Source organism: Jatrophihabitans sp. sgz311053, assembly GCF_056135305.1.
In genome coordinates this window covers 1,606,844-1,630,536 of the sequence record NZ_JBWAXP010000001.1, presented here as the reverse complement: position 1 = coordinate 1,630,536, position 23,693 = coordinate 1,606,844, and the positions used below count along the sequence as shown (strand labels likewise).

General features: G+C 71.6%; 22 protein-coding genes. 5 read left to right on the top strand and 17 right to left on the bottom strand.

The window, feature by feature from the left end; genetic code table 11:
- The first annotated feature begins 117 nt into the window (after window positions 1–117).
- Both AC0NZQ_RS07230 and AC0NZQ_RS07225 read left to right on the top strand, forming a co-directional pair.
- A complete protein-coding gene (locus AC0NZQ_RS07230; protein WP_474529010.1) occupies window positions 118–372 on the top strand; it encodes a hypothetical protein in 255 nt (84 codons plus the stop codon).
- On the top strand, window positions 372–575 hold the full coding sequence (locus tag AC0NZQ_RS07225) for a CsbD family protein (RefSeq protein WP_474529009.1): 204 nt from the start codon (window positions 372–374) through the stop codon (window positions 573–575). Before AC0NZQ_RS07230 ends, AC0NZQ_RS07225 begins: the two co-directional genes overlap by 1 nt.
- Window positions 576–644: 69 nt before the next feature.
- On the opposite strand, the gene AC0NZQ_RS07220 is transcribed toward AC0NZQ_RS07225, so the two are convergent.
- The 15 genes from AC0NZQ_RS07220 to AC0NZQ_RS07150 all read right to left on the bottom strand — a co-directional run bounded on the left by AC0NZQ_RS07220 (window position 645) and on the right by AC0NZQ_RS07150 (window position 19,369).
- Complete coding sequence (locus AC0NZQ_RS07220) at window positions 645–3,173, bottom strand: bifunctional glycosyltransferase/CDP-glycerol:glycerophosphate glycerophosphotransferase (RefSeq protein ID WP_474529008.1); 2,529 nt, start codon at window positions 3,171–3,173, stop codon at window positions 645–647.
- A gap of 97 nt (window positions 3,174–3,270) precedes the next feature.
- Window positions 3,271–4,791, bottom strand: coding sequence for an APC family permease (locus AC0NZQ_RS07215; RefSeq protein ID WP_474529007.1), 1,521 nt, complete (start codon window positions 4,789–4,791; stop codon window positions 3,271–3,273).
- A gap of 67 nt (window positions 4,792–4,858) precedes the next feature.
- A complete protein-coding gene (locus AC0NZQ_RS07210; RefSeq protein ID WP_474529006.1) occupies window positions 4,859–6,112 on the bottom strand; it encodes a fatty acid desaturase family protein in 1,254 nt (417 codons plus the stop codon).
- 40 nt (window positions 6,113–6,152) lie between these two features.
- The gene (locus AC0NZQ_RS07205) at window positions 6,153–7,688 is read right to left on the bottom strand and encodes an acyl-CoA carboxylase subunit beta (protein ID WP_474529005.1); all 1,536 of its coding nucleotides are present in this window, start codon (window positions 7,686–7,688) and stop codon (window positions 6,153–6,155) included.
- Window positions 7,685–8,902: a beta-ketoacyl-[acyl-carrier-protein] synthase family protein gene (locus tag AC0NZQ_RS07200; protein WP_474529004.1), complete on the bottom strand. Its 1,218-nt coding sequence runs from the start codon at window positions 8,900–8,902 to the stop codon at window positions 7,685–7,687. The genes AC0NZQ_RS07205 and AC0NZQ_RS07200 overlap by 4 nt, the downstream gene beginning before the upstream one ends.
- Entirely contained in the window at window positions 8,902–9,177 is a 276-nt protein-coding gene (locus AC0NZQ_RS07195; protein ID WP_474529002.1) for an acyl carrier protein, read from the bottom strand. Before AC0NZQ_RS07195 ends, AC0NZQ_RS07200 begins: the two co-directional genes overlap by 1 nt.
- 76 nt (window positions 9,178–9,253) lie before the next feature.
- Window positions 9,254–10,291, bottom strand: coding sequence for a beta-ketoacyl-ACP synthase III (locus AC0NZQ_RS07190; RefSeq protein WP_474529001.1), 1,038 nt, complete (start codon window positions 10,289–10,291; stop codon window positions 9,254–9,256).
- Window positions 10,288–11,202 carry a ferritin family protein gene (locus AC0NZQ_RS07185; RefSeq protein WP_474529438.1) on the bottom strand — a complete coding sequence of 305 codons (915 nt, stop codon included), beginning with the start codon at window positions 11,200–11,202 and terminating at the stop codon, window positions 10,288–10,290. The genes AC0NZQ_RS07190 and AC0NZQ_RS07185 overlap by 4 nt, the downstream gene beginning before the upstream one ends.
- Before the next feature lie 110 nt (window positions 11,203–11,312).
- Entirely contained in the window at window positions 11,313–11,849 is a 537-nt protein-coding gene (locus AC0NZQ_RS07180) for a hypothetical protein (RefSeq protein WP_474529000.1), read from the bottom strand.
- 6 nt (window positions 11,850–11,855) lie between these two features.
- The gene (locus tag AC0NZQ_RS07175; protein ID WP_474528999.1) at window positions 11,856–12,368 is read right to left on the bottom strand and encodes a type II toxin-antitoxin system RatA family toxin; all 513 of its coding nucleotides are present in this window, start codon (window positions 12,366–12,368) and stop codon (window positions 11,856–11,858) included.
- A gap of 6 nt (window positions 12,369–12,374) precedes the next feature.
- Window positions 12,375–13,700, bottom strand: a complete 1,326-nt coding sequence (locus AC0NZQ_RS07170; RefSeq protein ID WP_474528998.1) for an aspartate aminotransferase family protein — start codon at window positions 13,698–13,700, stop codon at window positions 12,375–12,377.
- Window positions 13,701–13,750: 50 nt separating this feature from the next.
- Window positions 13,751–14,893 carry an acyl-CoA dehydrogenase gene (locus tag AC0NZQ_RS07165; protein ID WP_474528997.1) on the bottom strand — a complete coding sequence of 381 codons (1,143 nt, stop codon included), beginning with the start codon at window positions 14,891–14,893 and terminating at the stop codon, window positions 13,751–13,753.
- A 39-nt stretch (window positions 14,894–14,932) separates the two neighbouring features.
- Window positions 14,933–16,579 (bottom strand): aldehyde dehydrogenase family protein, encoded by a 1,647-nt coding sequence (locus AC0NZQ_RS07160; RefSeq protein ID WP_474528996.1) that lies wholly within the window; start codon window positions 16,577–16,579, stop codon window positions 14,933–14,935.
- A gap of 97 nt (window positions 16,580–16,676) precedes the next feature.
- A complete protein-coding gene (locus AC0NZQ_RS07155) occupies window positions 16,677–18,296 on the bottom strand; it encodes an MmgE/PrpD family protein (RefSeq protein WP_474528995.1) in 1,620 nt (539 codons plus the stop codon).
- The gene (locus AC0NZQ_RS07150) at window positions 18,293–19,369 is read right to left on the bottom strand and encodes a diacylglycerol/lipid kinase family protein (RefSeq protein ID WP_474528994.1); all 1,077 of its coding nucleotides are present in this window, start codon (window positions 19,367–19,369) and stop codon (window positions 18,293–18,295) included. The genes AC0NZQ_RS07155 and AC0NZQ_RS07150 overlap by 4 nt, the downstream gene beginning before the upstream one ends.
- A gap of 589 nt (window positions 19,370–19,958) precedes the next feature.
- On the opposite strand from AC0NZQ_RS07150, the gene AC0NZQ_RS07145 reads away from it, so the two are divergent.
- The 3 genes from AC0NZQ_RS07145 (at window position 19,959) to AC0NZQ_RS07135 (ending at window position 22,282) form a co-directional block, all read left to right on the top strand.
- A complete protein-coding gene (locus AC0NZQ_RS07145; RefSeq protein WP_474528993.1) occupies window positions 19,959–20,987 on the top strand; it encodes a phosphatidylglycerol lysyltransferase domain-containing protein in 1,029 nt (342 codons plus the stop codon).
- A gap of 25 nt (window positions 20,988–21,012) precedes the next feature.
- Complete coding sequence (locus tag AC0NZQ_RS07140; protein ID WP_474528992.1) at window positions 21,013–21,210, top strand: hypothetical protein; 198 nt, start codon at window positions 21,013–21,015, stop codon at window positions 21,208–21,210.
- A 208-nt stretch (window positions 21,211–21,418) separates the two neighbouring features.
- A complete protein-coding gene (locus AC0NZQ_RS07135; protein ID WP_474528991.1) occupies window positions 21,419–22,282 on the top strand; it encodes an AfsR/SARP family transcriptional regulator in 864 nt (287 codons plus the stop codon).
- A 98-nt stretch (window positions 22,283–22,380) separates the two neighbouring features.
- Here AC0NZQ_RS07135 and AC0NZQ_RS07130 read toward each other — a convergent pair whose 3' ends face one another.
- On the bottom strand, window positions 22,381–22,815 hold the full coding sequence (locus AC0NZQ_RS07130; RefSeq protein ID WP_474528990.1) for a PaaI family thioesterase: 435 nt from the start codon (window positions 22,813–22,815) through the stop codon (window positions 22,381–22,383).
- Between the two features lie 52 nt (window positions 22,816–22,867).
- On the bottom strand, window positions 22,868–23,677 hold the full coding sequence (locus AC0NZQ_RS07125) for a thioesterase II family protein (protein ID WP_474528989.1): 810 nt from the start codon (window positions 23,675–23,677) through the stop codon (window positions 22,868–22,870).
- Window positions 23,678–23,693: the final 16 nt, after the last annotated feature.

Sequence of the window (23,693 nt, the reverse complement as noted above, 5' to 3'; positions counted from 1 at the left end):
AACGCGGGTAGGCGAAGAGACGAGGCGTCGTCGCGACGTCGCGCGATCCGGCTCTCGACCGTCCATCCGACGATTCGACTGACGATTCGACTGACTACTCAACAAGGAGTGGATTACGTGCAGATCCCGCGCATCGACCCCAAGAACGCGGCCGGACTGATCGACAAGGTCGTCGGTCTCGGCCAGGAACTCGTGGGCACCGTCCTGGACCGCGAGCGGCTGACCAAGGCCGGTCAGATCCGGCAGGAGATGGGCACCGAGAAGCTGAAGGCCGTGAAGGCGCAGGCCGAGGCCGAGGGGCATCGGGCCAAGGCGAAGGCAGCCGAGTCCCAGCAGGCCTCGGCGCAGAAGGTCAAGGAGGCGGCGAACTGATGGGTATCGGCGAGACGATCAAGGGAGCGGTCAAGAGCACCGTCGGCGACGCGGTCGACGACGAGAAGCTCCAGGCCGAGGGCGAGGCCCAGCAGAGCAAGGGCCAGGAGGAGACCGAGGCCAACGAGGCGCAGGCCGAGGCGCAGGCGCACGAGAAGAAGGCAGAGGCGCTCGAGAAGGAACTCAAGGGTCTGCAGGACTGACCTCACGCTGTACCGGGGCCCGGACACCGCTCGGTGTCCGGGCCTCGTCGTCCCCCGGATCGTCCGCGGTCAGGACTTCGCGTCGAGCTGCTCGATGGCGGCGACCACGCGCTCGCAGCAGCGACCGTCACGGGTCGGGAAGGCGCGGGCGGCACGACCGTCGTAGTCGGGTCCGGCCGAGTAGGACGGATCGGCGGCGATCCGCGTGACGGCCGCGACGGTGTCGTCCAAGGTCGTGGTCACCGGACCGAAACCGTCGCGGGCGTAGTCGTAGTAGCCCTTGACCCCGACGTGGCCGCCGCCGAAGACGGTCTCGGCGTCGAACTGGTAGTACACGACCGGGGCGTCGAGGTATCCGGCGTTGAAGGCCTGCGACGAGTAGTCGGTGACCATCAGCGCCGTCCGCGCGAGCAGCTGCTGGATGTCCGTGCCGGCGTAGGTCAGCGGCTCCACCCACGACGGCAGGTCCAGCCGGCCGAGGACGGGCTGGATGTTGGGATGCGGCAGGAAGCCCAGCCGCAGTCCGCGCGCGGCCAGCGCGTCGCGGATCCGCTCGTCACGCAGGAATGCCAGCCAGTGCCGGGCGTAGTCCGTCTCGACGAAGTCGTCGACCACGGTGCGGGGTTGGTCGTCGGCCTCGCGCGGGCTGAGCCAGATCCGCCAGGTGGGGCAGACGAGGACGAGATCCCGCTCGGCGACCGGCCGGGACAGTGAGCGCAGCCGGTCGAAACGGGGCAGGCCGGAGAGCACGACCTCCTTGTCGGTGTAGACGTACCCGGTGCCGTCACCGGCGATCGAGTCGTACTCGTCCTGCGTGCTCGTCACGAAGACGTCGATGGCCTTGCTGTTGAGCCACCGCGACAGGTCGTCCTTGATCACGCCGTGCTGCAGGAACGTGAAGCTCCAGGTGGGGCGGGTCAGCCGCAGGATCTCCGCGGGCTTGCGGACCGCTGCCTCGGTGTGGGACGCCACGAAGTGCCGGCAGTTGAGCATGAGCAGCTTCCAGCGGGTGGAGCCGTGGGCGACGAGATGGTCGTAGCCGTCGTCCTTCAACCGACGCCAGTCCGGGCTGTTCTCGTCCAGGACGAACCAGGCGTTGATGTCCTTGCGCTCGTCGCGCAGATAGCGGAACAGCCGCTCGCCGTTGTCGTCCGCGGCGGGGATGCGGTCCATGATGACCCACGCGTCGGCGAAGGTGCGTCGCACCAGCCGGCTCCGCGCGAGGCGCACCAGGCTCTCGTCCTTCGTCGCCAGCGCCGCCGTCTTCGTCGCGCCGGTCCAGGTGCGCAGGGTGTAGGGACGTACCGAGGTGCGCTCGGGCTCGGGCCACTCCCCCCGCATCACGACCGCGGTGCCGTTCAGTCGCAACCGCACCGCGCCGCGGACGGGCACCCAGGCGATGCGCTCGTTTATCAGGACGCTGCCGAAGTACTCGTGGACCCGCACCTTGCCGTGGACCACGTCGACCGGCCGGCCGTCGGAGACGAACTGCTCGGTGGGCGGGGTCCCGCGGTAGCGGTAGCCGACGCGCACCAGCTTCTTACGAGCGTCGTAACCGGTGACGGCGGCGTACCCGGCCACCCAGTCGTCGTCGGTGAGGTGAAGCAAGATGTCCCGCCACACCGAGTCGAAGCGGCGCACCGCGAAGGCCGCCACGACCTGCGGATCGAGTAATTGCGCGATCTCACGCAATGTCCGGACGAACTCGGCGCCGACCGCTCCCCTGGCTGCGGTGGGCGACGCGCTCATCGCCGCCTCGGCTCCGAAGTAGTACGACAGCTCGTAGAGCACGAAGTTCTGCAGCCACTCCGGCGCGTACCCGTCCGCCGTCGCCGACTCCCGCAGCAGTGCCAGGTAGCCGTGTCGCGGCACGACCCGGTAGCGCGCCGGATCCAGCAGGCTGGTCTGCAGCGTCGACGAGCTGTCCGCCCGCTTGCGATAGAGGTAGCGCGCGGACTTGAGGAAGGCGACCCGCGAGACGCCGGCCCGCAGCAGGTAGCGCGAGCAGAAGTGGCCGTCCTCGAAGTTGGGTCGGATCCGGTCGTCGAAGGCAATATCGTGCTCGCGCAGGACGGCGGTCCGGAAGAAGGCCGCCGGCGCCGAGCCGTGGAAGAAGTCCGGCGCCAGGTCGAGGTCGACGACCCGATCCCCGTCGAACATCCGCCGCAGCGGGTGCTCGTCACGCTCTGCCCCCGTCGCGTCGTCGAGCAGGATGCGGTGGGTGGCGACGAGGGAGACGTCGGGGTCCCGGCTCAGGGCGGCGTCCACCACGGCGAGGTAGTCCGGCGCCACCAGATCGTCCGGGTCGAGGTACGTGATCCACTCCCCCGTGGCGTGTGTCGTGCCGAGGTTGCGCGCCGAGCCCTGCCCGCCGTTGTCCTTGCTCAGCACCGTCACCAGCTCGGGCCGCCGCTGCTGCCAAGCCCGCAGGACGGCCAGCGAGTCGTCCCGCGAGCCGTCGTCCACGACCACGACCTGCACCCGGTCGAGCGGGAAGGTCTGTGCCTCGATCGAGCGGATGTAGTCCGGCAGGTAGCGCGCCACGTCGTACACCGCGCTGACGATCGAGAACCGCGGCTCGGATCCCTTGTCCACCATTCCTGACGTGACCTCTCCCGCCTGCGACCTTTCCCGCGACAGTACCGGCGGCGGTCGGACGGGCCGCGCCAGGCAGGCGCCCGCAGGCGGTCAGCCGTCAGACCGGAGAGCCCGCGGCCACCGGCGACTCGACCGCGGCGACCTCCTGCTCGGGCTGCGGTGAGGCGGCGAGCTCGGCGTAGCGCTCCGGCCGGGTCCGGCGCAGTACCGCGGCATAAACCACTCCGAGCACCGTCGTCGCCACGAAGACCCACGGCAGCGCGTTGATCACCGGGTTGGTGGTCCCGGTGAGCAGGTCGAACTTGTCGACCAGCAGTCCGGCGGCGATGCTGAGGCCGACGGCGCCGACGAGCGGCGCCAGCACCGTCTTGAGCAGCGAACGGTCGGGACGGCGCCAGAAGAAGCCGACCACGGCGAAGCCCGCCGCGGCCTGCAGCAGCACGATCCCCAGGGTGCCGAGACCGAGCAGCGTCGTGGCGAGGCTGGTGTATGGGTCGAGCCCGGCGAGCGCGAAGGCGCCGGCGACCACGACCATGACCACCAGGTGGACGATCGCGGTCCGATGCGGCGAGTGATGGCGCGGATGGGCCTGCCCGAACCACGCCGGGAGCACGCGCTCGCGGCCCAGCACGAAGGTGTACCGGTTGGCAGCGTTGTGCAGCGCGAGGGTGGCCGCGAGCAGGCTGGTGCAGAGCAGCACCTGCATCACCGTCGTGAAGTCGGACGAGACGTACCGGGTGCTGATCGAGAAGAAGAGGTCACCCAGCTGCGTCCCGGCGACCTCGCGGAGCCGGTCCTCACCGGTGGCGCCGACCGCCACCCAGCTGGTGAGCGCGTAGAAGCCGGCGATGACGATCACCGACAGGTAGGTGGCCAGCGGCACGCTGCGCCGCGGGTTCTTGGTCTCCTCGCCGTAGAGCGCCGCGGACTCGAAGCCGATGAAGGACATGAAGGCGAACATCATGGTGACGCCCACCGCCCCGCTGAAGACGTTGTCCGGCGAGATCGAGTTGAGCGGCAGGGTGTGGCCGCCGCCCTTGGCGAGGACGGCGACGTCCACGACGACCAGGACGCCGATCTCGGCGACCATCAGGGCGGCGAGCACGCGAGCCGAGAGGTCGATCTGGCGGTAGGCCAGGACGCCCAGCAGCAGTACCGCGCCGCCCGACCACACCTCCCACGGCACGTCCAGCCCGTGCGACAGGGCCGTGATGTGGGCGAAGTACCCGAAGGCGCCCAGCAGACCGATGGCGGCAGCGTTGTAGGCCACCACGGCGGCGAAGCCGCCGGCCAGCGCGACGGGTCGGCCCAGGCCGAGCGAGAGATAGGTGTAGAAGCCACCGGCGTTGACGATGCGGCGACTCATGGCGGCGTAACCCACCGCGAAGCAGAGCAGTACCAGGCCTGCGAAGAGGAACATGCCGGGGACGCCGACACCGTTACCGAGTGCGAAGGCCAGCGGGACCGTGCCGACGACCGCGGCCAGGGGCGCCGCGGCCGCGACGACGAGGAGCACGATGCGAGGCGTGGTCAGCGAGCCGCGCAGCTCGCCGCCGGCGGGCGGGGTGTCGCCGCGCGGTGTGACACCGCCGGCCGACGAGGTGGTCGTGTCGATCATGACGGGATCTCCGGTTCGGGGTGTGGGAACGGGACGGCGGGGACTGGCGGTGTGGCGGGGGTCGAGCTCAGCGGCCGGCCGGCTCGAGGCTGCCGCGGACGTCCTCGGTGACCTCGAGGAGGTAGTCGGCCACCTCCCGGTAGGACTGCACGAAGCCGACCTCGTAGTACGGGATCTGCTTGCGCTCGCAGAAGTCGCGGACGATCAGTCGCGTCCGGCCGAGGTTCATCTGCGGCATGGTCGGGAAGAGGTGGTGCTCCACCTGGTAGTTCAGACCGCCGAAGAGGAAGTCCACCAGCGGCGACGGCGTGATGTTGCGCGAGGTGAGGACCTGCCGGTCGAGCCAGTCGAGCGTCTCCTCGTCCGAGCGGACCGGCATCCCCTTGTGGTTCGGGGCGAAGATCATGCCGAAGTAGACGCCGAGCACGGCCTGCTGGACGAAGACGAAGGCCACGGCCTGCAGCGGGGTCAGGATCCAGAAGACGCAGCCGAGGAAGATCGCGGCGTGGGCGACGAGAAGGGCGACCTCGGTGCGCGGATGCTTGACCAGGCCGGCCTTCGCCGCCTTGTAGCCGATCTTGTGGAGCTTGAGACCCTCGAAGACGAGGAGCACGAAGAAGAGCACCCGCTGGTGACGGACGATGAACTTGCCGCGGCGGCTGCGCTTCGCGTACTGCGAGACGTGGAAGATCACGGTCCGGCGGCCGATGTCCGGGTCGTTCTCCAGGTGGTTGGGGAAGCTGTGGTGGCGATTGTGGTGGTTGACCCACCACTCGTAGCTCACGCCGTTGATCAGGTTCGCGTGCACCCGGCCGACGGCGGTGGCCAGCCGCTTGTCCCGGAACATGGCCTTGTGCGCGGCGTCGTGCCACAGGAACGCGCTCTGCCCCCCGCAGAGCCCCATCCAGACGGCGACGAAGAGCTGCCACCACGACGCGCCGAGGGTGAAGAACGCCGCGAGTCCGGCGATGATCATGGCGGTGTTCACCACGAGCTTGAGCACGTACCGGCCGGGCCGCAGGTCGAGCAGGCCCTCCGCACGCACCAGGGCGTTCAGCTCGGCGAAGCGGTTGCCGGTCTCCTTGACGTGCGACCGGTCGAAGGCCAGCCGGTCGGGCAGCGTGGCGACGGGGGCGGCCGACGGCGGCTCCCCGTCGGAAGACGGTGCGGGCGCGTTCATCTGCATGGCGGGCTCCTGGGCGAGGACGGCGAAGGTTGCGGAGGCGTCGAAGGTGGGAATTGGCGGACGGTTCCGGGGCTGCCGGGCGAGGTCGAGGCCTCGCCGCGAGCCTGACGACCGGGGCTGATCGGCGCCTGACACCGGACTGATCGGTGGGGTGCGCCGGGCGCCGTCGGCGTCGCTACTGCGGCAGGTTGTCGTGCCGGAAGCGGGGTGGGCTCCCCGAGGCGAGGCTCGCCAGCGTCCGCGCCACGACGTCGCGGGTACGGGAAGGCTCGATGATCTCGTCGACCGACATGCGTTCGGCCGCCACCGTCGGTGCGACGGCCTGCTCCCGGTAGCGCTGGACGAGCTCGTCGCGCCGGGACGGATCGGCGGCCAGCTCGCGACGGAAGATGATGTCGACCGCGCCGTCGACCCCCATCACCGCCAGCTCGGCGCCGGGCCAGGCGAAGACCGCGTCGGCGCCCAGCGACTTGGAGTTCATGACGATGTAGGCGCCGCCGTAGGCCTTGCGCAGCACCACGGTCACCCGCGGCACGGTCGCCTCGGCGAAGGCGTAGAGCAGCTTGGCTCCCTTGCGGATCACGCCGTCGTACTCCTGCGCCGTGCCGGGCAGGAAGCCGGGTGTGTCGACCAGGGTCACCAGCGGCAGTCCGAAGGCGTCGCAGAGACGGACGAAGCGTGCCGCCTTCTCCGCGGCGCGGATGTCGAGCGTGCCGGCCATCCGCTGCGGTTGGTTGGCCACCACGCCGACCGGACAGCCCCGGACGCGGGCGAACCCGATGACGATGTTGCGCGCGAAGCGGGGCTGCAACTGCAGGAAGCTCCCGCGGTCGACGACACCGTCGATGACACCGCAGACGTCGTAGACCTTGCGCGGGTCCCCCGGCACCGCCGGCATCGCCAGGGCCTCCCCCGGCACCGCGAGCGGGAGCTCGTCCCAGCACGAGGAGGGCAGGTAGCTCAGCACCCGGCGAGCGAGGGCGATCGCGGCGTCCTCGTCGTCGGCCTCGAGGTGGACCACGCCCGAGCGACGGGCATGGACATCGCTGCCGCCGAGCTCGTCGGCGGTGATGTCCTCGGCGGTGACGGCCTTGACCACCTTCGGTCCGGTGAGGAACATCTGCGCGCGGGAACGCTGCATGATCACGATGTCGGTGAGCGCGGGCGAGTAGACCGCCCCGCCGGCACAGGGGCCGAGGACGACCGACACCTGGGGCACGCGACCGCTTAGTGCCACGTTGGCTCGGAAGATCGAGCCGTAGCCGTCCAGCGCGCCGGTGCCCTCCTGGATACGGGCGCCGCCGGAGTCCAGGAGACCGACGACCGGCGAGCGCGACCGCTCCGCCCACTCGCAGGTGCGGCGGATCTTGGCGGCATGGGTCTCGCCCAACGAGCCGCCCAGCGCGGCCGCCGACTGCGCGAAGAGCGCGACGGTGCGGCCGTCGACCGCCCCGATCCCGGTGATCACGCCGTCACCGGCAGGTCGCTTGTGGTGCAGGTCGAAGGCGGTGCTCTGATGCTTGGCACCGCTGCCGAGCTCGAGGAAGGTGCCGGCGTCGAGCAGCGCGGTCACCCGCTCGGCAGCCGGGCGGCGTGGCGGTTCGGGCTCCTCCCGGGGCACCGCGGGCCGGCCGGCCGCGGCGACCGCGGCGGCGGCAGCCTCGTGCAGCAGGGCGTCGGTGTCGGCGCGATCGGCGGTGTGGGCGGTCATGCTGCGGTCACCACCAGCACTGCGTTGTGCCCCCCGAAGCCGAGCGAGTTGCTGACGGCGACGTCGACCCGACCGGTGACGGGCGCGGTGGCGATGTTGACCTCGGCCTCGACATCGGCGTCGACGAGGTTGGCCGTGGGCGGGACGAGCGCATGCTCGACGCTGAGGCAGGCGAAGGCGGCCTCGGCGGCGCCGGCGGCGCCGAAGAGGTGGCCGGTGACGCCCTTGGTCGAGCTGACGACCGGTCCGTGTGGCATGGATCGTGCGACCAGCGCGGCCTCGACGGCGTCGTTGAGCCGGGTCGAGGTGCCGTGGGCGTTCACGTGCTGGACCTCTGCCGTCCCGACACCGGCATCGTCGAGGGCGCGCCGCAGCGCGAGCTCGATGCCGGTGCCGGCGGGCTCCGGCGAGGTGATGTGGTGGGCGTCGGTGCTCGCACCGTAGCCGGCGACCAGGCTGCGGACCCGCGCGCGGCGCGCGGTCGCATCGGCACGGCGTTCCAGGACGAGGACGGTCGCGCCCTCGCCGGCGACGAAACCGTCACGGTGACGGTCGAAGGGGCGCGAGGCGGTGCCGGGATCGTCGGAGCGACCCGAGAGCGCGCCCATGCGGGCGAACCCGGTCATCACCAACGGGGTGATCATGGCGTCGGTGCCACCGGCCAGCACGATGTCGCAGCGATCGAGCAGCAGCAGGTCGCGCGCCAGGCCGATGGCATCGGTCCCGGAGGCGCAGGCGGTGGCGATGACACGGCTGGGGCCCCGGATGCCGAGGTCGATGGCGACCTGGCCGGCGCACATGTTGGGCAGCTGCATGGGCAGCAGCAGGGCCGAGACGAGGGTGGCTCGCTCCTCGACCAGGACGCGGTGCTGCCGCTCCACGGTGCCGGGGCCGCCGTCGGCGCAGCCGAGGACGATGCCGACCCGGGCCCCGTCCCACGCCTTCGGGTCGAGTCCGGCGTCCCGCACCGCCTCGCGAGCGGCGACGACGGCGAACTGGGTGAAGCGATCCATCCGGCGAGCCTGACGCGGATCCAGCAGCTCGTCCGGCTCGACGGGCACCCGGGCGCTGAAGTCGACCGGGAGCCCGGCCAGCGCCGGGTCGGTCCGGGCCGTGGACCGGCCGGCGAGCACGTTCGTCCAACACTCAGCGGTGGTCGCCCCGGCCGGGGTGTACATCCCGATGCCGGTCACCGCGACCGGGGCGGCCGACATCAGCCCGCGGCAGCGATGCGGCCGGCGATCAGCTCGACGACGGCCGACAGCGCACCCGCCTCGGAGAGCTCGTCGTCGGTGACCCGGGCGCCGAGCTCCTGCTCGACGATGTCGGCGAGCTCCACGACGTCCAGCGAATCGAGGTCGTGCTCGTGGAGGCTGCGCCCGAGGTCGATGTCGGCCTCGGGGACGTGGAACTTCTCCTGCAGGACCGAGCGCAGCACGGCCAGCGTGGTGGTCGCGGCGTCGGCGGTGGTGTCGGTGGTAGCGGTCATGATCGTCTGCTCCTTGCTCGGTGGGTGATCCGGTGGGTGATCCGGTGGGTGTGGTGGGCTGATGTGCGGTGCTGCCTCAGGCGGCGTCGCCGATCTCGCAGTGCGGGACGACCTCGGGCCAGGTGAGGGTCCCGGCGCCCCAGGTGACGCCGCCGCCGAAGGCGGTGAGCAGCACCCGCTGCCCCGCGGCGAGGGCACCCGTCGCCGCCGACTCGGCGAGCAGCAGCGGGACGGAGGCGGCGGCGGTGTTGCCGACCCGGGAGATGTTGGAGAGCACCGACGCCGCCTCCAGGCCGAGGCCCTCGGCGACGGCGGTGCAGATACGGGAGTTGGCCTGGTGAGCCACCAGCCGGTCCACGTCGGCGACACCCCACCCGGCCCGCTCGAGGGCGGTGCGGGCACTGCCGGACATCCGCGCCACCGCATACCGGTAGACCTCGCCGCCGACCATGCGGAACCAGCGATCGGCCGCCTCCGTCTCCACCCCGTCGACCCGGTCGCGGATGCCGCCGCCGGGGACGGTGATCAGGTGCGACATCTCGCCGTCGCTGCCGAGCACCAGGGGTCCGATGGCACCGGGCTCGTCGGCGTGACCGGCCCGCAGGACGAGCGCGCCGGCCCCGTCGCCGAAGATGACGCGGGTGCTGCGATCGGTCGGATCGGTGAGCGCGGAGAAGGTCTCCGCCCCGATCACCAGCACGCGACCGGCGGCGCCGGCGGCGATCAGTCCGGCGGCACTGGCCAGGGCGTAGAGGAACCCGGTGCAGACGGCGGAGACATCCCACGCCGGCACCCCGGTCAGCCCCAGCCGCGACGCGACGTCCGGCGCCGTCGCCGGGCAGATCCGGTCGGGCGTCGTCGTGGCGAGCACGACGGCGTCGACGTCCACGCCGTCCGCGGACTTCAGCGCGAGCTCGCCTGCGCGGGTGGCGAGGTCACCGGTCGACGTGCCGGGCTCGACCCAGTGCCGGGTGCCGATCCCGGTGCGGGACCGGATCCACTCGTCGGAGGTGTCGAGCGTGCGGGCCAGGTCGCCGTTGGTGACCCGCCTGCCCGGCAGGTACGACCCGACGCCGCAGACCACGGCGCTGCGCTGACCCGGTGGGGTGGTCACCGGCTGTGGCCCCCGCCCAGCACGCCGGGCAGCCCCATGTAGGCCATCCGGGCCTCGGCCATCTGGTCGGTCCAGCGTTCGGCGATGTCGTAGCGCTCCTGGGGCGTGGTGTCGATCATGCGACACCCCGGGAAGAGTTCGTAGTCACCGATGAGGTCGGCGTGCTGCGCCATGCCCTGTTGGAAGAGCTCCTCACGCGCCATCACGTACTTCTTGTCCGGCACGCGGTCCCAGAGTTCGACGCCCGCGTCGAGGATCTCGAGCAGCCGGGGCCGGTACTCCGGGTGCGCCAGCAGGTGGTCGCGGATGATCGAGCTCCCCACCGTCAGGTGGCGAATCTCGTCGATGGCTGCGCCCCGGGCGATCTCGCTGGCCGCCGGATCCAGCGGGTCCCACTTCCGCTCGCTCAACTCGGCGGCCGGAGCGAGGACACCCTCGATGACGATGGTGAAGACGGCGACGCCGCCGATGAAGTCGTGCTCGTCCCGGACGATCTGCAGCGCGAACTCCTCGACCGGGTCGAGCACCTCCGCGCAGTAGGTACGGCCCATCTCGGCGATGTCGGCCAGCAGCGTGTCGGCGGGATGGCCCATGTCGACGAGGTGGTTGCGGAACACCATCGAGTGGCGCGCCTCGTCGATCAGCTGCGTCGCGTAGAAGTCCATCTCGGGGATGCCGGGGGCCTCGGCCACGTAGGAGGCGAGAATGCGGGTCGCCTTCTCCTCGGCCAGCGAACGGTAGGCCAGCTCGGTCGACAACGACTCCCGCAGCGGACCGGGGACGGTCATGTGGGCCGGGGTGGGCGTGCCCCGCAGGTAGCCGGTGGCGGTGCGGCCGCGCAGCGTGCCCGCGGCCACCGAGCCGAACCAGTAGGGCAGGTCGCAGTCGGCGACGGAGAGCTCGAGCGTCATGGCGCCGTCGAGCAGGCCGGGGGCGGTGTCCCAGTCGGCCTCGGTGGCGACCGGGGCGTCGGCGGTCTCCGGGCGGGCGGCCGCCGGCGGCGCGGCAGGCAGGGTGTCGGTCATCGCAGGGCCTCCTCGGGGGCGGTGGTGTCGGCGGTGCTGGTGAGGGAGTCGACCGCCTCGGGAGCGGTCTTCGGGGCGTGCTCGGGTGCGCCGTACTGCTCCAGCCGATCGGAGACGGCGGCGAAGACGGGGTGGGTGGCCGGCTCGAAGGAGACCGAGAACGGCTTGAGGAAGTTGCCGAAGAGACCGCGGTCGCCGAAGAGGTGGAAAGGGACGACCAGGAAGGCCCACTGCCAGCCGAAGGCCAGGCCCCACACCCCGACGACCACGGTCTGCGTGATGAGCGAGTGCATCGTGTTGTAGAGGACGTAGTAACCCTTGGCGATCCGCTTGGTCTTGCTGCGATGCCAGGCGATGGCGCCGGGGAAGTACCCGATGACGTCGATGTAGAAGAAGAGGAAGAGCGCCACCGCCCAGTTGATCTCACCGATGTTGACGATCAACAGCGCGGTGGCGATCAGCCAGAGGAAGAGGTACTCGGCGCGGTGCAGGGAGAAGGTGGTCCGCGTCTCGAAGCGGTTGGCCTGGTCCATCGCCGATCACACCCCTGCCGGGGAGGCGGGGGCGCCGTTCTGCCGGGCGAGCAGATCGGTGAGCAGGTCGGATTCGACCTCGAGCCTGACGTCGGCGAAGAGTCCCGCCACCGACCAGGCCACCGTCTCCTTGATCACCCGCGCGGCGATGGGGTCGAGGATCGACTCCAGGCTGGCGATGCCGAAGTCGAACTCGGCCTCGAAGCGGAGCTCGGTCCCGTCGCCCTCGGCGATCATGGACCAGGAGCCGGCGAAGGTGTCGAAGTCGCCGTCGGTCTGGACGAAGGTGAAGCCGCTGTGGTCGGCGGCGAAGACCTCCTCCTCCTCCCAGGTCAGCAGGCCGCTGCGGAAGTGCAGCTCCCAGCTCGACTCGCCCACCGGCTCGGGGAGGGTGCGCTGCACGCTCACCGCGGCGACGTGCGGCGCGAGCTTGCGGAAGCGCTCGAACTTGATCACCTCCGCGAAGACCTCATGGGGCTGTCGGGACGGGATGTGCGCGGTCAGTTCCACTCGACGCATCGGGTACTACCACCTCTCCGGGATGCTGGCCCGGCGCGCCACCAGGTCCTTGGTGGCGCCGTCCAGGGCGGTGAGCAGGAAATCGGTCTCGGCAGGCGTCAGCGTCGCCGGCGGCGTGAACCGGACGGTCGCGCTGCCGTTCATGCTGTGGTTGGCCACCACGCCGTGGTTGAACAGTTCGATGAGCAGCTCGCCGGCGATGCCCGCCTCGACGAACTCGACGCCGACGAGCAGTCCCACGCCGCGGACGTCGGCGACCAGCTCACCGCAGTTGCGGCGGACGATCTGCTCGATCGCCGGCAGCAGCCGGTGGCCCAGCTCGGCCGCGCGGCTGACGAGGCGGTCTTGCTTGACCGCCTCGATGGCTCCCACCACGGCGGCCATGAGGATGGGGGCGCCGGAGAAGGTGCCGGTGTGCAGGTAGGGGTCCTTGTCGAAGGGACGGAACACCTTGCGGCTGGCGACGGCCGCCGAGACCGGCAGGACGCCGCCGCCCAGCGCCTTGCCCGCCAGCAGGACGTCGGGGGTCACCCCGGCGAGGTCGGCGCCCCACCACTCGCCGAGCCGGCCCATGCCGGTCTGCACCTCGTCGAGGATGAAGAAGCCGCCGTGCTCGGCGCAGGCTGCCGCGATCCGGCGCAGGTAGTCCGCCGGCGGGATGATGACGCCACCCTCGCCCTGCACCGGTTCCACGATCACGCAGACCTCGCCCGGGTGCGCCCGCAGCTCGGCCTCGATGGCGTCGGCGTCGCCGTAGGGCACGTGCGTCACGTCGGGCAGGAGGGGCCGGAAGGGCGCCTGGTAGACGTCTTTGCCGGTCGCCGACAGTGCCCCGAGCGACTTGCCGTGGTAGCCACCGACCGTCGAGACGATGCGGCGGAAGCCGTGGGCACGCGCCAGCTTGAGTCCGGTCTCGACCGCCTCGGCGCCGGAGAGGGCGAAGTGCACGCGGTCCATGCCCTCGGGCGTGACCGAGCAGAGCGCCTCGGCGGCCAGCGCGACCTGCGGTTCGAGCAGGATGCGGGTGGCGATCGGGTGCGTCTCGAGCTGCCGTCGCACGTGCGCCATCACCACGGGGTGCCGGGCACCCATGGTGTAGACGCCGTAGCCACCGCAGTTGAGGAACGTCTCGCCGTCGGAGGTCCGCAGCGACGCACCCTCGGAGAAGGTCTCCATGTGGGTGCCGAAGAGCTCGGCCAGCGTCGCGCGACCCTTGCTCAGATGGGTGCGGTACAGGTTCAGGATGTGACGGGTCTCGGGCTGGTCACCGGCCTGGAGCGCCGGTGGCTGCCCGACGCGCGCCGGGGCGGGCGCGGGATCGATGAGGGTCATCGCAACTGCCTTTCCGAAGCCGGGTCGAGGGTGGTGTCGCTCGGGACGGCTCAGCCGAGCTGAAGCGGGGCGCCGGCGACATAGTCGAGCAGCGGCTGCGCCGCGCTGGATCGCGAGGGCGGGTGGAAGGCCAGCGCGCGGACCGCCGAGCTGAGGTAGGCGGTGTCCGGCGAGCCGATGAAGCTCATGCCGCCGAGCAGCTCCACGCCCAGATCGGTGGCGCGCGCGAGTGCTCCCTGCATGGCGTAGCGGGCCACCAGGACGGCCGCGACGGCGTCGTCGCCGGTCAGCCCGTCGTCCACCGAGCGGGCCACGCCCTCGAGCAGGGCGAGGGCGGACTCCAGCTCGACGACGACCTGCGCCCGCTCGGCAACGCTGCCCTTGGCCCGCTGGACCAGGTCGGCGACGAGCGCACCCGCCGCGCCGGCGTAGACCGAGCTGATCAGCATGACGAACCAGACGAAGCCCGCGGTCTGCAGGTCGTCCAGGCGGTGCGGATCGTCCGGCTGCGAACGGATGATGGCCGCGTCGGGAACGCGGACCCCCGTCAAGCGCACCTCGTCGCTCTCGGCGGCGGCGAGCACCTCCGTGGCCCAGAACGGGTGGACGGAGATCCCGGCCGCGTCGGCCGGCACGAGGGCGAGCGCGAGCGTCGGCTCGCCACCGTCGGCACCGGGCACCGCCACGCTGGCGGTGAGCAGATCCATGGAGCCGGAGAGGCTGCAGGGCTTCTTCGAGCCGTCGAGCACCCACTCGTCGCCGTCGGCGCGGGCCGTGACGCTGGGCGCGAGGATGTTCTGGTTGGTACGACCCTCCGACCAGCCCGAGGCAAGCAGCAGCCGGTCCGGGACGATGCGGCGCATGACGCCGAGCTGCGCGTCCGTGAGCCGGTCGGCGGTGTCGGCGAGGGCGAAGAGCATCCCGACGGTGAAGTGATGCATGCAGACCGCGGCGCCGAGCGAGGGCGAGTAGGACGAGAGTCCGCGCATCACCCGGCTCGCGTCCAGCGCCGAGGCCTCCGCGCCGCCGAAGGCCTCGGGGACGAGCAGGCCGCCCCCGTCGGCCTTGCGGAACATGTCGACGACCGGGCTGCCGACCGCCTCGCGCTCGCGCAGCGCGATGCCCTCGAGGTCGGCGCAGAGACCGGGGTGAAACTTCTCGCAGGCCTGGCGAGCGAGGTCCAGTGAACGCATCGGTCGTTCCTTTCCAGTGGTCGGTGGGGGGAGCTGCTGTCAGACGTCGAAGACGGCGTCGCGGGGCCGTACCGCGTCGGCGATGCTCACGCCCTGCAGGTGCGACGTCTTCAAGATCGGGTAGTTGGCCTCGCCGAAGGCCCCGCCGGTGAGGCCGGTGCCACCGTGGGTCGGCAGGAAGGGCAGGAAGCCGATGTGCGAGTCGTTGATCTTCAACAGACCGCCGTGCCGGACGCCGGCGAGGAAGGTGTCGACGACGGCGGGGTCACTCGTCCAGAGCGAGTTGCGCAGGCCGTACTCGTTGTCGTCCACGAAGGCGACGACCAGGTCCAGGAGCACCTCGTCGGGGGCGGCCTCGGGGACGACCAGCGGCAGCAGCGGGTAGAAGGTCTCGTGGCGGACGACGTCCAGCTGCCGCGCCCCTGTGAGGCCGGCGACCCGCAACACCGTCGGCTGCAGGAAGACGCCGGTCTCCGAGGGCGTGCCGTCCACTTCGGTTCGGCGGCCGCCGCAGACCAGCTCGGCACCGCCGGCCAGGGCCTGGTCGAGCTGGGCGAAGAAGCGCTCGGTCCGCCGCACCGGCGACAGCAGGGTGTCGGGGGCATCCGGGTAGCCGGGACGGATCTCGGCGGCGATGGCGGCGACGAGACGCGCCGTCAGGTCGTCGGCGATGTCGGGATGCACGACGACGTACTTCGGGACCATGCAGATCTGTCCCGAGCCGAAGAAGCACTCGGTGATCGCCTCGACGGCCAGGTCGAGGTCCGCGTCGTGCCAGACCACCAGACCGTCGTTGCCGGCCAGCTCGAGGATCGGCTTCTTGCCCTGCGCCAGGCAGCGCGCCTGCAGATCGAGACCCTCGGCGCTGTCGCCGATGAAGAAGATGTCGTCGACGTCCGGGTGCGCCAGCCAGCGGTCGATCATGCGGCGCGGCTGGCCGCAGAGGACGTTGAGCGTGCCGGGCGGGGCCCCGAGCTCGTCCAGCAGCGGGGCGACGACGTCCCGCATCAGGTACATCGTGCTGAGCGCGATACTGCGCGGCGCCCGCACGACCGCGGTGTTGCCGGCCATGAGGGCGAGGACGGTGAGCCCGGAGCTGGGCGCCGGCGCGTTCTGCGGCGGGTTGACGCAGACGACACCGTCGGGGACGCGCCGCACGATGAGGCGACGGTTGCCGAGCTGCCGCTCGACGTACATCTGCTCCTCGTACCAGGCGAGGCTCTCGTCGCTGAAGATCTGGAGGAGGCAGGTGAGCTCCCACTGCGCCAGCCGGCGCGGATGGCCCTCGCTCACGACCATGTCGACGAACTCCTCGCGGCGCCGGAGCAGCTCTTCGCGGAAGCGCCGGCCCAGCAGCATGCGAGTCGCGAGCGGAGTGGTCGCCCACGTGCCGGCTGCGGCGGCGGCCGCGTCGACCGCGGCGTCGATCTCCTCGTCGGCAGCGGCCGCGACCCGGCCGGCGACGTAGGGGTGGTTCAGTTCCGGCGAGTTCGGGTCCTTCTCCAGCCGCCGCTTCAGACGGGCGCTGGTGAAGACGTCCTCGAGCAGCGAGCGCGCGGTCAGCGTGTAGACCCAGCCGCCGGCCGGCAGGTCGCGCCCGCCGACGTAGGACCGGTACTCCCGAACTGCGCCGATGCGGCCGGCGGCCTCCTCGACAGCGTCCTCGACGGTGTGCTCGATGATCATCGCTGTCCTTCGCTCGGGCCGGGTTCCGCTCGATTACGTGTCGATGCTCGGCCGCAGCTCTGACTGCCGCCTGACACCCTCCTGACTGCCGCCGGGACTACTCGCCGACGGCGTGGTGGCGGAGCGTGTCGCTGGGTGCGATGTCCTTTCGAGCGACTCCGCGCAAATCAGCGTCACTCACGGCGGCGCCGGTCAGCGCGGCGTCGATCAAGGCCCCCAGCTCGTCGGCGGCCACATCGGACAGGGCGCGCAGCGCCACCGCGACCGCGGGATCCCCGCCGTTGGCGACGAACTTGTCGTGCACCAGCGCGGCATGGCGTTGCCTGGTGTCCTCGCCGATGGCGCCGAGCGGGATGTCGCGGGCACGCTGCAGCACCACGCCGTCACGCAGCACGACCCGTAGCCGGGCCGGGGTGGCCTTCTCCGCCCGCGTGAAGTCGGTGACGGCTCGGGTCGGCGCGTCGCCACAGCCGTCGTCGTCGCCGTAGCCGTCGTCGTCGTCGCCGCCATGGCTGTCGAGCTCGATGTCGAAGCGACGAGCCAGCACGGCGAGCCACTCCCGGCCGGCCGCGCCGGCATCCCGCACCGCCTGTCCGAAGGGCGCCGTCGAGGCGAGCAGTCGCCGCGTCATCTCCGGGTCGTGTCGCAGCGTGACGCGCTCGGCGAGCTGCCAGCGCTGCGGGTCCTGCAGTGCCGGCGCGGCATAGTCGGCGACGGTGAGGTCGCCGTGCAACAGCGCGGTGGCCACGGCGTAGGGCGCGGTGAGCAGCAGCGAGCTCAGCGGCGCGGCCGGCCCGGCCACGTAGCTCTCGGCGCGTCGGCCGGCGTAGGTGGTGTACGCCGACGCCGTGACCTCGACGCGGTCGATCTCCGCGGCCCGGAGCGGACGGCCGGCGGCGGCGCACTCGGCGTGCAGCTCGAGGGCGCAGTCCACCGCCGCGTCCACGCCGGGACCGCCGGGTCGCAGCTTGAACGACTGCGTCTCGGTGTGCCAGCGAGTGCCGAGGCCGGCGGTGACGGCGGCCGGACAGGGGACCTCGGCGACCGAGGCGAGGAAGCCTTCGGGGTGCTCGAGCAGGTCCGGCGCGGCGCGCAGACCGGCATGCGCCGCGTCGCAGGCGGCGAGGCCGGCGAGGACCGGGGCGTAGGTGTGGACGAGCTTCGCGTCGCTGCCGAAGAAACCGTGCGACACCGGCGCGGCGGGGGCGGCGAGGGCGAGGCCCAGGGCGTCGACCCAGACGCCGGCCGGCGCCCGTTCGGCGGCGAGCCGGGCCGCCACCGCGGCGACGAGGTAGCTGTGCAGCGCCATCTGGCCCCGCAGCGGGCCCAGCGTTGCTGCCGCGGTGATCCGGCCGGCGACCTCGTCGGCCACCACGACGGCACGGAGCAGCTCGCGACCGTTCAGCCGCAGGGCCCGGGCGTAGGCGAGGGACACCGGCACGCTGGCCGGGCCGAGGTGGCCGGCGTAGGCAGTGTCGTCCAGGTTCAGCCACGACCCCAGCACCGACATCGCCGCCGCGGCGCGCTGCGGATCGGGTTGGCGGGGATGCCCGTAGGCCCGGAGCAGGCCGAGCCCCGCGGGGTGCCGCATCCCTCCGCGCGTCGCCGCGAGCTGCGAGACGACCTGGCTGACCGCGAACTCGACGACTCGGTCGGGGATGTCGTCGTAGTCGAGTTCGGCAGCCCACGTGCCGAGCTGCTCGAGCAGCGGGCTCACCCCGACGCCTCACCCGAGCCTGCGAAACCGGGTGCCGCCGGGTGGCAGATCACCGGCACCGAACCGGGCATGACGGTGATGGTGAACTGGTCCCATTCGAGCGGGGTCGACTCGCCGTCGTGCTCGTAGGCCAGCGGCTGGCCGTCGGTCCGCAGCACGGTGACGGTACGTCCGCGGGCGTAGACCGCGTCCGAGAGCTGAACATGCGCACCGTTGCGCAAAAGCTCCGGCAGCTGCGCCATCGGGGTGGCGTCGCCCACGACGCAGACGTCGAGCAGCTGATCGTCCAGCTGCGAGTGGGGCATGACCTGGTACGCGCCGCCGCGGAAACGACCACCGCCCACGTTGACGAGGGAGGTGGGGCCCTCGTGCACGACGTCGCCGTCGACCAGTACCCGTCCGGGATAGGGGACGGTGCGCTCGACGGCCAGGTCCAGTGCGAGGCGGTACCGCTCCCGGCCGGTGGCGCCGACCTCGGCGGCGTACCGCAGGCAGGCCTCGATGAGACCGGAGCCGGCACCCAGCAGGACGGCACAGTCCAGTTCGACGAGCCAGGCCACGTCCAGCTGGCGGCGCGCGGCGCGACCGCCGAGGGCGCTGTCCAGCGCGGCCTCCCACGGCAACTGGCCCCAGTGCGCGCGATAGTTCGAGTTCCCCGTGCCGCCGGGCATGACGAGCAGGTCCGGACGACCGACGCAGCGCCAGGTGAGTCCCTCCACGACCTCGCGGACGGTGCCGTCGCCGCCGACGGCGATCACCACGTCGACGCCTGCGGCCGCGGCGGCCGCCGCCAGCTGCTCGGCGCCACCGGCCGCTTCGGTGAACTCCATGCGCAGCTCGCCGACATGCCGCGCCGCGATCTCCTCGATGCGCCGCACCACCTCGTCGGTGACCGACCCGGCCACGGGGTTGACGATCACCACCGCCCGCGCCACGGGACGCGGCGGGGTCTCCGGCGCCGTCGCCGCGGCCCCGACGGTCGCTGCCGGCGACTCCGCTGCGGGGGTCACCGCTGCAGGGGTCACCGCACCCGGCGCGAGCGGCACGGCCGGCGCGGCGCCGTTGGGTGACACGGGTGATGGTGGCGCGGGTGGCTCTGTCGGCTCGGCGCCGTTCGGGCCGCTGAGAACCGAGAGGGAAGAGGGGGACGTCGCGGGCTCGCGAACCATGTGGGGCTCCGTCAGGGCACTGGTTCGGCGCGTTCACCGAACGGTGGCGGGGGCTGGCCGCGGCCCTGGCCACTGTGCGCCGGACCCCGGGTGGGAGCCACGCTAGGAAGCACCGCTGACGCTGTCCTGACAGCGTCAGCGCAGGTGGTCATGCGGCCTTCGCCGCTCGGGCGTTCCCAACGGAGTGGCTCAGTTGGTTGCGTGAAATTCTTCGGGGCGTCATCGGAGAACGATCACAGCAGACCGATATGTCCAATTTGGGATACCTCCGCCAGAACTGCCCGCGATCGAGCCGTCGGAGTCAAGAGGGCCGTACCGGTCTTCACCTCCACCTATTGAGATGATCCGCCGTCTTCGAACCCGTCAATCCGGACCTTCGGGATTGTTCGCCGCCCGGCGATATGAAAAAAAGCTCCTGCCCGGCCGACGGCGGCCCGCCGAGAACGCAGACGCCGCCCGGCGACGACGAACCGCCGACGAGCAGGAGCAGCTGATGACCCTCACGCACCCGACCTCACCTGAGACCGACGCCCCGCCGGCCACCGCCGCCGATGCGCTGGCCGCCATCCGCGCCTACACCGACAGTGACAACCCGAGCGCCTTCCTCGCCGTCAGCGAGGGCAACCGCTACTTCACGTCGCCGGGCGTGCCGGGGCTGGTGGTGTACCGCAGCGCCGGCAACTACGACGTCCAGTTCGGCGGTCCCTTTACGGCACCGGAGCACTACACCGAGCTCCTCGACGCCTTCACCGCGCGCAGCGTCGCCGCGCGTCGTGACGTCGTGGCGATCCAGCTGCAGCGGCGTGACGCCGAGCTCTACGCCGGCGCCGGCTTCACCGTGAACCAGATCGGCGGCTCCTACGCCATCGACCTGTCCCGGTTCACGCTCGCCGGCACCAAGTACATGCAGCTGCGCAACAAGATCAAGCGGGCGCACCGCTCCGGACTCGTGATCCGCGAGGTGCCCCAGCCCGAGTGGGACAGCGCGATGCGCGAGCTCGATGCCGTCTGGCTCAGGGACAAGGGCGACGAGGTCAAGGAGCTGGAGTACCTGGTCGGGCAGTACGGCGGCGTGATGCAGGAGCACCGTCGCCTCTTCGTCGGGACCATCGACGACCAACTCGCCGGTTACATCTCTTACTCCCCCGTCTACGGATCCCGAGCCGGCTGGATGCACGATCTGAGCCGCCGGATCCCCGACCGCACGCCCGGCATCATGGAGGCCATCAACAAGGCGGCGATCGACACCTTCATCGCCGAGGGCGTGGCCTGGCTCCACTTCGGCTTCACGCCCTTCACCAGCCTCGCCGAGAGCGTCGAGATGCCGAACGCCAGTCCCGGCTTCGCCGCCCTGATGGCCCTGCTCTGGGAGCACGGCGCCGAGGTCTACCCGGCCCAGACGCAGCTGGCCTACAAGCAGAAGTGGACCCAGCACCTCGTGCTGCCGGAGTACATCGCCTTCCACGGCGAGGCCGACATCAGCGGCCTCGTCCACGTCTTCCGCGCCGCCGGCGCACTCTGACCACCGACCCCGGGGAGCCATCGTCATGACGACCGCCACCACCACCGACGCCACCACCACCGACGCCACCGAGACCACACCGGAGCTCAGCCCGGAACAACAGCTGGCCTTCGGCCTGCTCGAGGGGTTCGTCGCCATCTGTCACGCGCCCGACGACACCGCGGTGCGCGACGGTGTCAACACCCGCCTCGCCGAGCTCGACGCCCTGCTCGCCGCACGCTGATCCGATCACCACGCTGACCCGATCACCACGCTGACCCGATCACCACGCCGGCGCAGTCGCCGGCCGTGACTCCGCTTCGTCGCTCGCCCGCCGGAGCCGCTGCACCATCCGACGGCGCACCACCGCTCCCGGCCGACTCCGCCCGGGCCGCATCCCGGTCCCGCCGCACTCGACCCCCGTGCCCGCTGCCTCCAGCAAGGACGACACCGTGACCGCACCTGCCCACTCCCCCCTCCGCGAGGAGCTCATCGACGTGACTGCCGACGACGGAGATCCCGATCTCGGTAGTGCCCCGCTGACGTTCCGTGTCCTCGGCTCGCTGTCGTACCTGCAGCGCGGACGTCCGATCGAGATCTGCGGCGCCAGCCAGCGCGCCCTGCTCGCCACGCTGCTCGCCGCCGAGGGGCGTTCGGTCTCGACCGGCGCCCTCATCGCCGAGCTGTGGGGCGAGGAGCCCCCGACCACGGCCGAGAACTCGTTGCAGGCCCACGTGAGCCGGCTGCGCCGCAAGCTGCACGGCGGTGGTCAGGACGGCGTGCAGCTGGCGTGCCTGCCGAGCGGCTACCGGCTGATGGTGGTCGCCGAGCAGATCGACGTCGTGGTGTTCCAGCGCGCCGTGACGCGCGCGCGGCTCTGCGACGACGCCACGGCCGAGCCGCTGCTGCGATCGGCGCTGACGCTCTGGAACGGCGACGTCTTCGGCGGCGAGGTGGGCGGGCCGCTCTGCCGAGCCGCGACCGCGCGCTACGAGGCGGCCGGCACCCTCGCCCACGAGATGCTGGTGGACCTCCGGCTGCGCTCGGGCCAGCACGAGAGCGTCCTGCCCCAGCTCGCAGAGCTGACGTTGAACCAGCCGCTCAACGAGCGCTTCTGCGAACAGCTGATGGTGGCGCTGTACCGCAGCGGACGGCAGACCGAGGCGCTCTCGACCTACCAGGCCATCCGCGCCCGGCTGGGCGACGAGCTCGGCGTGGACCCGTCCCCCTCGCTGCAGCGCCTGGAGGGCGCGATCCTGCGCCACGACGCCCTCGTCGGCCCCGGTGGCGAGCACACCTCGCTGCGGGCGTCATGAGGCGTCGTCACTGATCACCGCATCCACCGACCCCGCGTGACCGAGCGGGGACCTCGTCTCGAGGTCCCCGCTCGGCTGCTGTCCGAGTAGCCGCGCTGCTAACCGGCCGACTGCACGCTCTGCAGGCTGGTGACGATCGCGATCCGCTTCGGTGGCGCATCGCCGCCGTCGCGGACGTTGACCAGCTCCGACTGCACGGCGATGGTCGTCCGCCCGACGTGCAGCGGCCGGCTGGTCGCCTGCACCTCGCCCTCGCGGACGGCGCCGAACCAGGTGGCGTTGAGCGAGATCGTCGCCGTCGTCGCCCGCGGCGGCAGGTTGAGGAAGGCGCAGACCGCGGCGACGGTGTCGGCCAGCCCCAGCAGGGCGCCGCCGTGCAGCAGGCCGCCGGCGGTGCAGCGCTCCGGCGTCCACGCCAGCCGGCCGACCACCTCGTCGGCGGCAGCGGTCTCCAGCTCGATTCCCGCCCGGACGGCGAACGGCATCAGGGCCAGCAGCTCGGCCGGCGTCGGGGTCGGGGTCGTGCTGCTCATCGGCTCACCTCTGTCCGTCGATCTCTCGCGTCGCCGAGCCACGCTGCCCGCATCACGCGGTGCCGGTCAAGCGGCCGAGGTGGCGCGCGAAGTCCGAGGTGACCGCAGCTGCGTGCGCGTCGATGAAGAAGTGGCCGCCGGGGAACTCGCTGTGTCCGAGATAGGCGGCGCTGCGTCCCGGCCAGGCGCTCATCGCGTCGGGACGCTCCATGAGCGGGTCGGAACGGCCGCCGTAGGAGGCGATCGGGCAGTCGACCACCGCGCCGTCGTCGACGTAGGCGGCGGCGACGGCGAGATCGGCGCGCAGAGCCGGGATCACCAGGGCCAGCATCTCCGGGTTGTCGTAGATCTCCGCGGGGAACGAGCCGAGCCGCTTGATCCACTCGATCATCTCGGCCTCGGACATGTGCACCTGCTCGTAGGTCGGCGCGAAGAAGCCCTCGGGCGACCAGCCGGACATCCCCAGCAGCGCCGGTCCCCGCTCCCCCATCGCCTGGATGCGTGCGGTCAGCCGATAGGCCAGCTGCGCCCCGAGGCAGTGCCCGAAGAAGGCGTACGGCCGGTCGTCGACCTCGTCCAGGACGGCCTCCAGCAGCGCGTCGAAGAGCGGGTCCCACTCGGTGTAGGTCTGCTCGCTACGCCGGTGGTGCCGGCCGGGGAGAGTCACCGCCTGGGACGAGATCGACGGCGGCAGCAGCTGCGGCCAGTCCCGGTAGATGATCGCGCCGCTGCCGGCGTGCGGGAAGAGCAGCAGTCGGGTCGGTGCCGAGTCGGCCGCCTCGACCGGTTCGAACCAGTGCCCCTCGGACGTGGGGGTGGCGACGAGCGACTGCTGCATCGCCAGGGTGGTGGTGGCCTGCATGGTGGGTGCCTCCGGA